The following is a 13,145-nucleotide window of genomic DNA, read 5'->3' on the forward strand; positions in this document are numbered from 1 at the left end:
AGGCCCTGGAAACTCACGTTTCCAGGGCCTCAAGTGTTCGTTCGCGCTCGTACTATGAGGCGCGGGCCCGCTTCCTTGCCCTTGAGTTCTTGCCTGCCATCCGGAGCATATCGACGGTCAGCACCAGCAGGGCCAGCCACACAACACCGAAGCCGATCCAGCGGCTGGCCGTCATGGCCTCCTGGAACACCACCAGCGCCACGATGAACTGCAGGAGCGGGGCAACGTACTGCAGCAGCCCGATGGTGGTCATGGGCAGCCGACGGGCCGATGCGCCGAAGAACAGCAGCGGCACCGCGGTGATCACGCCGGAGGCCACCAGGAGCCAGAAGTGCCCGGGGCCCTGGCTGGCCAAGGTGGCCGAGCCGCTGACGCCGAGGAACACCATGGTGGCCGCGGCGATCGGGGCCAGCACAATGGTTTCCACGCTGAGGCTGGTCACCGCGTCCACCTTCGGGCCAACGCGCTTCTTCACAAACCCGTACAGGCCAAAGCTGACGGCCAGCGTCAGGGCGATCCAGGGCAGTTTGCCGTAGCTCACCGTGAGCACGCCCACCGCTACAAAACCGATTCCGACGGCGGCCCACTGGAGGGGGCGCAGCTTCTCCTTCAGGACGAACACACCCAGGAGGACCGAGACCAGGGGATTGATGAAGTAGCCCAGGGCGGCTTCGACGGCCTGGCCGGTGGTCACGCCGTAGGTATAGGTCAGCCAGTTCACGGCAATGAGTGCGGCCGCGATGGCGAGGGTGCCGAACACGGAACGGTCGCGGAAGGCTGCTGACAGCGCACGCCAGGACCGGGTGACCGTGATCAGGAGGATGCAGAAGAGCAGCGACCACACCACGCGGTTGGCCACGATCTCCACCGCACCGGCGGGCATCAGCGCGAAAAAGTACAGGGGGAGCAGCCCCCACAACCCGTACGCGCCGAAGCCGAACAGGACTCCCGCCGTCGTCTCCTTGTCTACAGCCTTGGGACCAGCCGGCGCGGTCACAGCGGTTTTGGGTAAAGAGGTGGTTTCAGGGGGAGTAGGCACCTAACCAATAACACCAGTTGATGGACGCGTATTCCAGTCAAAAGTCAGTACGCTTTCCTTCATGGAATCGATGACCCCGCTGGTTGCCGTCCTGTGAGGCTCCGCCGCAGCAACGCCAACGGCCGCGGCTACCGTCGCGTGCCCGCCGGGACGCGGTTCAGCTACCGGGACCTGGACGGCTCGACGCTGCCGCCGGGGCCGGTCCGGGACAGGCTGGAGGGCATCGGCATCCCGCCGGCCTGGACGGACGTGTGGATTGCGCCGTTCGACAACGGGCACATCCAGGCGACAGGCCTCGATGCGGTGGGCCGGCGGCAGTACATCTACCACCCCGCCTGGCGGGAGCGAAAAGACCGCGTGAAGTTCGACCGCGCCCTGCAACTGGCCGAGTCACTGCCCACTGCCCGCCGGCTGGTCACCCTGGACCTGCGCCGCGACGGCCCCAGCCGCGAACGCGTCCTGGCGGCGGCCTTCCGGATGCTGGACAGCGGGTCCCTGCGGGTGGGGTCGGAGCGCTACACCAACGAAAACGGCAGCCGCGGCCTGGCCACGCTCCTATGTGGTCACGTCCACGTCCGCAAGGAGTGCCTGGAGCTGAAGTTCCCGGCCAAGAGCGGGAAGGACTGGGAGTCGGAAATCCACGACGCCGACCTGGCCGCCCTGGTGCGGACGCTCAAGCGCCGCGGTGGAAATGCCAGGCTGCTGGCGTTCAAGGAGGGCCGGACCTGGCGGCCGGTCACCAGCGCGGACATCAATGCCTACGTCAAGGAGCGGACGGGCCTGGACTTCACCGCCAAGGACTTCCGGACCCTGCGCGGGACGGTGGCCGCCGCCGTCAGCCTGGCACGCAGCGGCCCGCAACCGACCGTTACGGCGCGGAAGGGCGCCATCAGCGTGGCCATGCTGGAGGCTGCCGCGGTGCTGGGGAACACGCCGTCGATCGCCCGGAAAAGCTATGTTGATCCCCGGCTGCTGGACCACTTTGCCGCGGGGGAGACCAGCGACCCCAAACGCCTGGACTCCGCCGAAGCCGAGCTGCGGGCGCTGCTGTACCGGGAAGGCGACGTGGTGCCGCTGCGCCAGGGCGGCTGAGGCCCGTCGTTGCTGCCGGTTGTTGTGGCCGCTGCTCAGCCCGTTTGCTCGGCATACACAACGTAGTTCTCGGTGGCGCCGGTGTCGTTCAGCTGGAAGCACGTCACCAGCACCAGCCGCCCGGGCACGGCAGCCCAGAGGTCGTCCCGCTGCCCGAGACTGGTCTTTGCATAGCCGGCCGCCCCCGTGACCGTGTATCTCGTGACGCCCTCCGGCGTGGTGACCAGCACCGCGTCGCCCGGCTGTGCCCGGCCCGTGCCGGCCTGGATGTCCATCAGACCGTTGAATGCCGAGTAGCCGAGGTTCCAGGAGTGGGCGGCCAGGTAAGTGGTGTTGGTGGCCCCGGCGCCGGCCGGTCCGTAGTCGCTGATCCAGTACGCGAATCCATTGGAGGGCGGGTTGACCCGGCGGTCGGCCGGGAGGGCCATCGGCAACACGGGAATGTCCATGCCGAGCCGCGGCACTTGCACCCGCACTGGCTGGCCCGGCCCCGCGGGAGTCCGGGCCAGTTCCCGGCCGGCCACCGCCTCAGCCTCTGCCGGCGTCTCCACCACCAGTGGGGCGACGCCGCCTGCCGCAGCGGCGGAGTCGGGCAGCTGCGGCGCAGATTCCGTGGCCTGCCCGGGGACTGCCAGCAGCGGCTGGGCCCCCGTCAGGAGCGGGATTCCGTACACCAGCACCACGGAAAGGCCCAGCCCGGTCAGGCCGACGGCGGCAAGGTTACGGAAGCGGCGGCGCCTGCGGGCCGCGGATGTGGGGGCCCGTCGCATTTACCCGAAGCGTCCGTTGACGTAATCGCTGGTGCGCTGGTCCTGCGGGTACTGGAACATGGCGTCAGTAGGGCCGTGCTCAACGATCGCCCCGGGCGCGTTGTGTGCCGCCAGGAAGAAGGCACACGTGTCCGAGATACGCGCGGCCTGCTGCATGTTGTGGGTGACGATGACAATCGTGACAAGTCCGCGCAGCGACGCGATGGTCTCCTCGACGCGGCGGGTGGACGTGGGGTCCAGCGCAGAGCATGGCTCGTCCATCAGCAGCACCCGCGGGGAAACCGCCAGGGAACGGGCGATGCACAGCCGCTGCTGCTGGCCGCCTGACAGTCCGCCGCCGGGCTGGTGCAGCCGGTCCTTGACCTCGTCCCACAGGGATGCCTTGCGGAGTGAATCCTCCACCAGGAAGTCCTTCTCCAGCCGGCTGGCCTTGATGCCCGCGAGCTTCAGGCCGGCGACGGTATTTTCGTAGATGGACATGGCGGGGAAGGGGTTGGCTTTCTGGAAGACCATGCCGATGTTGCGGCGCGCCAGGGTCACCCGTCGGCCCGGATCGTAGATGTCGGCCCCGTCAAGCAGGACCTGCCCCGCCAGCGACGCGGTTGGCACCATTTCGTGCATCCGGTTGAGGATCCGCAGAAACGTGGACTTGCCGCAGCCCGAAGGGCCAATCAGTGCCGTGACCTGTCCCGCTTCCATGGTCAGCGAGACGCGGTCCAGGACTTTGCGCTCGCCGAACCAGGCACTGACCGCCTTGGCGTCGAGCTCGGCCGCCTCGCTCCCGGCGAACGGATCCGGGAAGCCCTCGCCCTCGGGCGGATCGAACACGGCCAGTGCGTGGCCGGAGGATGATTGCGTGGTCATCAGGGTTCCTTCTGTGGAGATTTTCACTAAAGCAGGTTGGGCAGCAGGAGGCTGACCTGCGTACCGGTCAGGACTGACAGCGCGCCGAGCATCGGCAGGAAGACCAGCCAGGTCTCCCGTTGACCCCAGCGGTACCACGACCAGACGGCGGCCATGGCGGCCAGGATCAGGAGTTCCAGGCACACCAGGAGTCCCACCAGGTCCGAGGTGTCAGATCCCAGGGGCCGTTCGGCGGCTTCCAGTGATGCGGGATAGAGGACGGGTGCGGACTTCGGGAAAGCCTTGGACAGCAGCTTGGCGTCGACCCGCAGGACCCCGTCGGGACGGAAGGCGGCGCCGGCTGCGGTGGTCAGGGTCAGGCGCCCTTCGTCACCGGTGGGTATAGACGGGCCGGGGTCGCCGGCGCGGCGATGGCCGGTCACCTCGAACTCGGCCACGCCCAGCCCGGTGGTCACGGTGAACCGCTCGCCGGGTGCGAGGCGGGTCAGCTGGCCAAATGCGCCACCGTAGGCGGCGGCCCTGCCCATCAGGACGCTGGTGCCGCTTTGCCCCGGCAGGGGAGTGTCCCGCCGGTGGCCGACGCCGTCCATCAGCTCCCGGGACGTGGTTCCCTCCACCACCGTTTCCTGGATGTCCAGGGCGGGAATCGAAAGCAGGGCCAGCGGTGTCCCCGGGGCCACCAATGCGCCCGTGTGGTCTGTCTGGCCGAGCGGTGCGGAGCCTTCCGCCAGGCCCGTCCGGAGCTCTTCAAACAGCCGGGTCTGCGTGGTGGCGTGCTGCACCTGCGAGATGATCACAATGTTGATGATCTGGCCGAAGAGGATCACCGAGACCATCGCCAGACCCAGCGAAATCGCCTTGTTCGTGTGCGACGGCGGGAGCCTGACGGGGGTGGCCCGGCGCCTGTTCCGTGCCGTACGGCGGAGCCACGCGAGCATGCCGCGGTGCAGGAACCGGGGGCCGGTCTGGCGCCGGCCGGTGAGTGTGGCGGTCATGCTTTGGTGCCGCGCTTACTCCCCGCACGCCTGGCCAGGGCGCCGGCGGTCAGTGGCGGGACGAGTACCAGCAGGCCCACGAGGCCGCCGATGATCAGCAGGAGGTTCTGCGGTTGTCCCCAGCCGCGGCTAGAGGCCAGCGTGGTGGTGACAGGCGTTAGTTGCCCGGCGACGCCGCTGGCGGCCCCGGCGGCAACGGCTGTACACGTGCCGCTGTCGGGGTCACAGGCCGCCGCTTCGCTGGCCGGATCGACGGCGGCCGCTCCGGCGTCGGCCAGGTCTGTAACGTCGGCGGCGCCGGCCGGAACTTCGGCTCCCGCTGCCGCCGGGGCCCCTGCCGGGCCCTGGTTGACGGCTGCGTCGGCACCGCGCCAGGGTACCTGGCAGGCAGCGTCGCAGGCCTTGTCGAACGGTGCACTCCGCACGAGTTGGTTGGCCGAAGGTGAGTCGCCCGGCTTGAACGTGGGGTTGTTGCAGGCGGGCGCCGAACCGCCGGACACGCTGTCGCGGGTCTGGTCCATCTTGCGGATGGTGTCCTGGTCCACGCCCGGTATCTTGCGGATCTGTTCCATCCCGGCCAGGACCAGGTTCATGGGCAGCGGCGAGTATCCGAGTTGGCCCATGGGGCGCTGGCCCTCGCACAGGGCGTAGTTCGCGAAGAAGCCCAGGGTGGCTCCCTGCGCCGGGTTCAGGGCATTGGTGGTCTGGGTCGGGACGATCATGTACGAGTATGCCGACATGGGATACGTGCGGGGGTCCTTGTAGCCGTACACCTTGGAGAGGTCCTGGGAAAGGTAGTTCGCTGACCCCTTGTCCTGGTTGATGCTCGCCTGCGTCAGCGCCACCGCCACTGCGTGCTCCGTCGGCAGCGTGTAGAAGCCGGCCGCGTTCTTGACCTGTGCCACCGGGAAGCCGATGCCCTGGGCGTAGGAGTACTCGTCGTAGTTGATGGTGAACTGGTTGTTCGCCGAGTACGTGGTGACACCCTGCGAGCCGTTCTGGGCCACGAAGTTCTTGAGACCCTGCGTGGGGTAGAAGGACGTGGCGTGCTGCGGGTCGCAGCCGGTGACGGCGCACAGCTTGGCGTAGTCGGCAGGGTACTGGCGCAGCAGCCAGAGCGTGAACTGGGCGGTGGCGCCGGAGCCGTCAGAGCGGACCACCACGTTGATGGTGGCGTCCGGCAGGGCAACGCCGGGGTTATCGGCGGTGATGATGGGATCGTTCCAGCGGGTGACCTGGCCGGTGAAGATCTTGGCGATGGCCGGTTGTGAGAGTTTGAGGCTGGTCATCCGTGAGCTGCCGGCTTTGAGGTTGTACATAAAGGCGGTACCGCCAGCCACGACGGGCAGCATGCCGTAGGCGAAGCCGGGCATGCTGTTGTCGCGCGGGTCGGCGGTGTCCCCGGTGTAGGGGATTTCCGAGACGGCGAACTGCTTCATCTGGTCGGCGAATTCCTTGCGCCCCGTGGAGGACCCCTTGTTCTCGTAGTCCACGGTCACGCCCTGGGCGCCGACCCGTGCGATCCAGTCCTGCAGCGCGTTGCCCGCCCAAGAGGATCCGGAGCCGCCGATGCGCAGGTAGTTGGCCGCCTGGGCCGGCGCCAGGCCGGCCAGCACCATACCGAGTGACAGCAGGATTCCCAGGACCGCCGGAACGGTCCGTCGCTTGGAAAGGGGGCGGATCATGGTTTCTCCTGCATGTTGTCGGAAGGTGCTGCGCCCAGGCTCGCCAGCAGTTGGGCGTGGTTGCGTTCAATGCGGGGCAGGTCGCGCCGGGACTTGGCGGCCGCGCGCCGTGCCTGGCCCTGTGTCTGCTTGCCGGCGTCCTGGCCGCCGATGATGCGGGCGATGATGAACAACACCAGGACCACGAACAGCAGGAAGGCCGCGGTGGCGAAGCCGCGCGCCACCATCTCCGGCACCGGGGAGCGGACGTAATCCAGGGCAGCCAGGGGAAGTGGTGTCTGTGGGCCGGAGAACGGATTGGCATTCATCACGCCGGTAAACCCGGAAGTCAGCAGGACAGGGGCGGTTTCTCCGATGCCGTGGGCGGTGGCCAGGATGACGCCGGTGGTCAGGCCGGAGCGGACTGTGGGCAGCACAATGTGCCACACCACCCGCCATTGGCCCGCGCCCAGGGCCAGGCCTGCCTCGCGCAGGTTCCCGGGCACCAGCCGGAGGACGACGTCGGCCGAGCGGATCATGATCGGCAGCATCAGGACGGTGATGGCCAGCGAAGCGGCAAAACCATTGGTCTGATGCGTGATCGCCATAACTACGGCCGCATAGATGAACAGGCCCGCCACAACGGACGGCAACGCCGTCATTGCTTCCACGACTGTGCGCACGATGCGGGCCAGGCGCCCGCCCACCTCGTTGAGGAATACCGCCGTCGTCATTCCCAGCGGAATGGTGATGGCCAGTGCGATGCCGATCTGTTCCAGCGTTCCCACCAGGGCATGCAGCACGCCGCCCTGGTCCAGGCCGGACAGGGGCCCGGCGCCGGTCATGTCTGTGGTGAAGAAGTTGAGGTGGAACAGCGCTTCCTGGCCGCGGGCGAACGTGAACATGACCACCAGGCCAAGGGTGCCGGCGACGGCGGCGCCCGCCGAGCTGAGCAGGACCGTCAGCAGTCCGTTGCGGACTGCCGGAGCCGGCTGCCGCAGGTGTATCAGTGCGGTGTACAGCAGCAGGAACCAAAGGTAGGAAACGATGAACAGCCATCCCAGGGGGATCAGCCCGAGGGCCACGGTCAGCAGGAGGCCCATGGCCAACCCGCCGGCGGCCGCCCCGGCCAGCGACAGGATGTGGTTACGGCCAACGCCAAGCCGTACCCGGACTTCGTCCGGGGCACCTGGAGTGTTGGACAGTTGCGGAAGTTCAGTGGCCGGGCGGCGTGGCCCGGGATCGGTAGGCAGGTCGGTCACCTCGAAAGTGGTGGGTCCGTCGTCAGTGGTAGTCATGGTCAGCCCTCGCTTTCTGCGCCGGACCGGGACCTCGCCATAATGGCTGAGGCAGTGATGTTGACCAGCATGGTGATCACGAACAGCGTCAGTCCTGCGGCCATCAGCGCGCTCATCGCAGATTCGTTGGATTCGGAGTACTTCAGGGCAATCATGGCGGCGATCGAATTGGCGCCCTTTTCCAGTACATGGAAATTGATCGCATAGACCGGGCTGATGATCAGGTAGATGGCGATGGTTTCGCCGAGCGCCCGTCCCAGCCCGAGCATGGTGCCGCCGATGATGCCGCCGCGGCCGAAGGGCAGCACCACGGTGCGGATCATGCCCAGCCGCGTGGCGCCCAGGGCGTAGGCGCCCTCACGCTCACCCGTTGGTGCGCGCCGAAAGGACTCCGTCATGATGGAGGTCTGGATCGGGACGATCATCATGGCCACCACCAGTCCGGCGATGAAGGCGGAGGCCGTGAACGGCACGGTGTCCCGCAGCGGACTGCCCGGATCAACGCCGTCCACCTGCAGGAACGGTATCCAGCCGAACCACGTGGACAGCCACTTGCTGAAGTCCACTACGTTGGGCTGCAGCATGTAGGCGCCCCACAGGCCGAAGACCACCGACGGCACGGCGGCCAGGAGGTCAATCAGGCTGGTCAGCGCCTTCTGCATCCAGCCGGTGGCGACTTCGGTGATGAACAATGCTGTCCCCAGGGCCAGCGGCATGGCGACGGCCAAAGCAACCGTTGCGATCTGCACCGTGCCCCACAGAACAGCGGCGATGCCGAAGTCGTTGGTTTCCGGCGCCCAGTTCTGGGTGGTCAGGAATTTGCCCAGCCCCACGTCGCTGATGGCGCCGACGCCGTTGCCGGCCAGGAAGAGGCCCACCAGGACCATAATGGCCAGGACGATCCCGCCGCCGATCCGGGTGACGGTCCGGAACAGGTAGTCCTGTTGTTCCAGCTGCTGGTGCAGCGTGCGGGGAGTATCCTGCGCTTCATCGGCGCGGGAACGCGGCATTACCGTGCTCATCGACGCCGTCCCCGTGCCAGCAGCGGCGCGGCGGCAGCGCTTGCCAGTGCTGCCACGAGACCGATCGCCAGCGTGTACTGAGGCCAGGCGCTGCTGGTGGCCGCGGTCCGGCTGGGCACCGCAGCGGCGGCCGCAGGGGCAGCCGCAGGTGCTGCCGCCGGGACGACTTCTGCTGCGGCGGCGGCCGGTGCGGCCAGTGCCAGGACTGCGGGCACCACGTTTTCACCGGACACGGACTCCATCGGCATCAGGTCGGTGGTGGCGGCCGCGGCTTGTTGTGGCCCTTGGATTCCCTGCAGGGTCTGGATGCCGGCGGCGGCCAACTGCAGGAGCGCCGGTGTGAGTGGCGCGTAGCCAGGTGGCAGCATCCCGCTCCTGAAGCCGGTCTTCTGGCCTTCGGTGCTGATGTACGAGAAAAGCTGCGCGAACGTTGCGGCCTGGGTCTGGCTGACCGAGGCAAGGTTCACCACGCCGTAGATCGGCAGGGTCAGCGGATACGCGGTGGTGTAGTCCGGGACGCTGGCAGGCCGCATGGCGCCGGGGGTACCGGTGGGTTCGAACTGGCCGGCTGCTGCCTGCAGGCTGCTGGCGGTGGCGCCAATGCACTGCGAACCGCTGACGTTGCACAGCTGCGCGGTGGGCAGCTGGAACTTCGCTGCCGAGGCCGCGTCCGTAATGGACAGGACGCTGCGGCTGCCGTAGCCCTGACGCGCCACGGATTTGTACGCGGGCGGGCTGCAGTCGGCGCACCAGGACGTGGTGGATGCCGGCTGGGCGCGCACGGTGTTCTGGGCCGCCGCGGCCATGTCCTGGACGCGGGAATACTGGTCGCCTACGGTCAGGGCTGGCTCGGCGATGGAACCGTCGCCGGCCATAACGGCCTGCTTCTGCGCCCAGTAGACTTGCGGGTACGCGGCCCCTTCGGAGGGGTAGGACTGGCGGGCGTACGTGAACCCGTCAGGTGTCTTGGTCTCGGCGACCTTCCGGGCGGCCTGCTGGTCCAGTTCGGTGGCCTTTTCCTGGCATTCGCTGTAGGTCCGCGTCGAATAGAACGGGTTGATGGTCATGCCGGACGGATCCGGGCAACCGTTCAGGAAGGCCCGGGAATCCTTGTCGTTGAGCAGCCAGTCCCAGACAGCGGACGCGGCATCGGAGCGCAGGCCTTCCACCACGGGTGGGCTGAGGTTGCCGGAGGAACCCAGGCCCTTCGGGTTCAGGGCCCTGAACTCCGGATCATTCTGGATGGAATACGTCATCGGCTGGCCATAGGCCGTGGCGCCGGGCTTCGTGAAGGGGGCCTCAATGGCGGAAGCCGGGGCAGTGTGTTGCACGTAGCTCTGCGTGAGCAGCTTGGCCAGCAGCCTGGCATTGAGTTTCAGGGCACGCACCAGACCCGAGCTGCGTGCCTTGTCGGCCTCCCACTCTGCCTTGTCCTGATAACCGCAGTCGGCCAGCGTGAATTGCGTGAACGCTGCCGTGCAGGCATTGTCAATGGTCATGGCGACCACCACCCCGGCCAGCGCTGTCGGCACATAAAGGGCGTTGAGGTCACCGGCGGCGGGGCGGGTGATGAAAGCGAGGGTGTCGGGCTGCTGCAGCTGGGTGCGGGCCTGCAGGTCAGCCAGCGGTGAGAAGCCGAGCGTGAACTTCTTCGTGTCGCACACGGCGGGAATCCAGGACTTCATCGCCGTACTGAGGGCTTCGGAACCCACGCTGAGGGTAGCCGCCTGATCGGTGGGGCAAACTGCCGCGACGTCCTGGAAGTGGAGCGGGACCTGCAGGCGCATCGCCCACAGGCTGGGGGAGAGGGGTCCGGCCGGCAGAATGGCGTCCATCGCGGCTGTCCGCGGTACGGCTACCAGCCAGCATTTGGCCACGCTGGGTGCATCCGGGCGGTAGCCGCAGCCCATTCCGGAGGCTTCTGCGCCGCTCTGGACCTCGAAGGTGCGCGAGCCTGCGCCCTGTTCGGAGGACATAAAGCGGGAGAACTCGTTCGTGCTGGTCCGGCTGAAGAAGGGGTTGCGGTATTCGCTGAGGTTGAACCCGTCCGTGATCCGCGTTTCTTCACCGGTGACAGCCAGGAAGGGGGCAGGAAGGTGCATGGTGGGGGAGGCCGGATCCTGGGCTTCCCAGTCCCCGCCGCGGACCAGGGGATCGTTCAGCAGTGAACGCTGGTGGGCCGTGCTGGAAATATCGCCGTCAAGTCCGGTCGCGCCGAACTGGCAGGTGGAGGGGTCGGGCTCGGTGGCCGCGGGGTCAGGCTTGTTGTCCGTGCCCGGTTTGCCCCAGCACTGGAACACCTGCAGATAGGACGTGCTGGCACCATTGCTGCCGGTGGCGGGATCCGCGCCGGTGAAGCTGACGGCCACTGACTGGTTCTGCAGGTTCCTGGTCTGGGAGACGCTCACGGACAGGCCGCCCAGCCCGTTGCCCGGGCCGAAGGCACGGGTCGCTGAATCGCGCAGCCGCTGATCGACGTCGTCGTACGTCTTCCCGGCAGTGTGCGGCAGCTGCTGCTGGTTTCCGCGGTGAACCGTGCTCTCGGGGGCATTGTCAGTGTTGTCCCACGTGACGGTCGCCGAGGTGTCGCTGACCATGGAGCCGCGCGGCCCCCAGTCGGTGCCCGGAAGGACCGGATCTGCCGAACTCGGCGGAAGCGAGACCAGCAGGAGGGCGCCCACAGCGGCCGCAGCGGCCAAAGGGGAAGCCCACCGCGCGCCGGGTTGCTGACGGGGCCTGGCGCCGGCCTGTCGGGTATTCCATGGAAGCGGCATGAATTCTTTCTTTTCATTATTCCGGGTCAGTCATCAAACCTGCGGGCCGATTGTTCAGACCTGTCAGTGGAAGGTCCAGCCGGTTGGCAGCGGAAGCTGCTGGACTATTATTTCGGTAAATCGTCCCGGGTCCGCTGTGCTTTGATAAAGAACGGATTTCCGGGAGGTGAACAAAAGTAATTGGCGTTGAAAGCGGAATTGCCCGGACCCCAGCGGGATCCGGGCAATTCCTGGTGAATCAGGCCCGGGTGGCCTTGCGGCGCCGGGAAATGTAGATCCCGCCGCCCACACCCATGAGCGTCAGTCCGCCAATGACCATGGCAGCCAGTCCCGCAGTGCTTGCCGGGTTGGCGGCGGCAGCGCCGAACCAGTTGGTGTCCGCGAGGAAGGGAGCGTTGGACCCGGCGGTCACGGTCAGGCCGGTGACCTCGAACGTTGCGCCGGCTGCACCCTTGAGGACCAGGGTGTGCGTTCCGGCAGGCAGGTCGGCCGGAATGGTGAAGGTGTAGCTGACCGAACCGTCAGCGTTGGCCACCGCAGTTTCGGCCAGGACAACCGGCTCGGAGTGGATCTCGCCAATGACCGTTTCGCCAGCGACGAAGGTGCCGGCGGGAGCGTTGACCACGAACTTCTGGCCGCTGACCAGTTCGGCGCCGGCGGTCAGTTCCTTGACGGATCCCGTGGTGGCCAGCGGGACTGACGTGCTGCTGGGCGTCGCGGTTCCGGTCGGTGTGGCCGACGGGGTCTCCGTGGCGGTCGGCGTCGGGGTGGCCGTTTCCGTTTCGGTGGGCGTGGCGCTCGGTGACGGAGTGGCCGTTTCGGTGGCCGTCGGCGTGGCGGTCGCCGTCGGGGTGGTCACCACCGGCTGGCTGATGGTCCAGTTCTTGGACGCGTCGGTGGTGAGCGTGGCCCAGGAGGCTACGGACTTGCCCGCGACCGGGTTGATCTTGGCGGTGGTGACGCTCTCGTTCGAGACGGTGCAGACGTAACCAATGCTGTAGGTGTGGTTGGCCTGTACAACGGCGGACATGTCAGCAATGGGGGTCTTGCTGCTGTTCACAAAACCGGATTCCAGCGTGTTGTCGTCAGCAATCGTGCCGTTGGCATTCAGGGACATCGCGTACTGGGGATCCTGCGTCAGGGGGTAGACCGTCTGCGCTTCCACGGTGCTGCTCAGCGCCGGCTGGATTTCCTGCCCGGGCTCGGACATAAAGATCAGCGCGCCCTCGAGGATGTTGCCGGTGGTGGGGCAGACCATGTCGCTGTGCAGCTTCAGCACGGACAGGCTCAGGGCGCTCCAGTTGCCGCTCGTCGGGTTGGCCGTGACGGTTCCTGCCGAGCCGGCCGGGAGGTCCGCGTTGGCAACAGCGATTCCACCGCCCAGCAGGAGGGCGGTGCCGGCAACGGCGGCCGTGGCGTTCAGGCCCCAGCGGGATTTCATTGTCGTGGCGTTAGCCATAATCATTTCTTCTTTCTCAGATAAACGTGTCTACTGCTGCGGTGTTGCCCGGCGCCGGGAAATTAAATCCACCGGCCAACCAGCGAAAATCGCTGCGAAGAATTACCGATCAGTCTGGGTCATCAGTCGAATTCTGCGGGCGTGGCAAAGTAAAGCAAGACGGTACTG

General features: G+C 67.1%; 10 protein-coding genes. 1 reads left to right on the top strand and 9 read right to left on the bottom strand.

Annotated elements, in window-relative coordinates; translation table 11 throughout:
* Positions 1 to 52: 52 nt before the first annotated feature.
* Positions 53 to 997 (bottom strand): EamA family transporter RarD, encoded by a 945-nt coding sequence (gene rarD, locus NG697_RS06675; protein ID WP_252598513.1) that lies wholly within the window; start codon positions 995 to 997, stop codon positions 53 to 55.
* 135 nt (positions 998 to 1,132) lie between these two features.
* Here rarD and NG697_RS06680 point away from each other — a divergent pair, with 135 nt between their 5' ends.
* Positions 1,133 to 2,131 carry a DNA topoisomerase IB gene (locus tag NG697_RS06680; protein ID WP_252613845.1) on the top strand — a complete coding sequence of 333 codons (999 nt, stop codon included), beginning with the start codon at positions 1,133 to 1,135 and terminating at the stop codon, positions 2,129 to 2,131.
* Between the two features lie 35 nt (positions 2,132 to 2,166).
* Here the strand turns inward: NG697_RS06680 and NG697_RS06685 are convergent, their stop codons facing one another.
* The 8 genes from NG697_RS06685 to NG697_RS06720 all read right to left on the bottom strand — a co-directional run bounded on the left by NG697_RS06685 (position 2,167) and on the right by NG697_RS06720 (position 12,977).
* A complete protein-coding gene (locus NG697_RS06685; protein ID WP_252613846.1) occupies positions 2,167 to 2,901 on the bottom strand; it encodes a class F sortase in 735 nt (244 codons plus the stop codon).
* On the bottom strand, positions 2,902 to 3,765 hold the full coding sequence (locus tag NG697_RS06690; RefSeq protein WP_083510445.1) for a phosphate ABC transporter ATP-binding protein: 864 nt from the start codon (positions 3,763 to 3,765) through the stop codon (positions 2,902 to 2,904). It lies immediately after the preceding gene.
* Between the two features lie 26 nt (positions 3,766 to 3,791).
* Positions 3,792 to 4,760, bottom strand: a complete 969-nt coding sequence (locus NG697_RS06695) for a sortase (protein WP_252613847.1) — start codon at positions 4,758 to 4,760, stop codon at positions 3,792 to 3,794.
* A complete protein-coding gene (locus NG697_RS06700) occupies positions 4,757 to 6,445 on the bottom strand; it encodes a substrate-binding domain-containing protein (RefSeq protein WP_252613848.1) in 1,689 nt (562 codons plus the stop codon). The genes NG697_RS06695 and NG697_RS06700 overlap by 4 nt, the downstream gene beginning before the upstream one ends.
* A complete protein-coding gene (locus tag NG697_RS06705; protein ID WP_252613849.1) occupies positions 6,442 to 7,722 on the bottom strand; it encodes a PstA family ABC transporter permease in 1,281 nt (426 codons plus the stop codon). Before NG697_RS06705 ends, NG697_RS06700 begins: the two co-directional genes overlap by 4 nt.
* A gap of 2 nt (positions 7,723 to 7,724) precedes the next feature.
* Positions 7,725 to 8,744 carry a phosphate ABC transporter permease subunit PstC gene (gene pstC / locus NG697_RS06710; RefSeq protein ID WP_252608431.1) on the bottom strand — a complete coding sequence of 340 codons (1,020 nt, stop codon included), beginning with the start codon at positions 8,742 to 8,744 and terminating at the stop codon, positions 7,725 to 7,727.
* Positions 8,741 to 11,443 carry a hypothetical protein gene (locus tag NG697_RS06715; RefSeq protein WP_252613850.1) on the bottom strand — a complete coding sequence of 901 codons (2,703 nt, stop codon included), beginning with the start codon at positions 11,441 to 11,443 and terminating at the stop codon, positions 8,741 to 8,743. Before NG697_RS06715 ends, pstC begins: the two co-directional genes overlap by 4 nt.
* Before the next feature lie 313 nt (positions 11,444 to 11,756).
* The gene (locus tag NG697_RS06720; protein ID WP_252608434.1) at positions 11,757 to 12,977 is read right to left on the bottom strand and encodes a hypothetical protein; all 1,221 of its coding nucleotides are present in this window, start codon (positions 12,975 to 12,977) and stop codon (positions 11,757 to 11,759) included.
* Between the last annotated feature and the right edge of the window lie 168 nt (positions 12,978 to 13,145).

Origin of the sequence: Pseudarthrobacter raffinosi, from assembly GCF_023913835.1 — a bacterium.
Lineage (GTDB): Bacteria > Actinomycetota > Actinomycetes > Actinomycetales > Micrococcaceae > Arthrobacter > Arthrobacter raffinosi.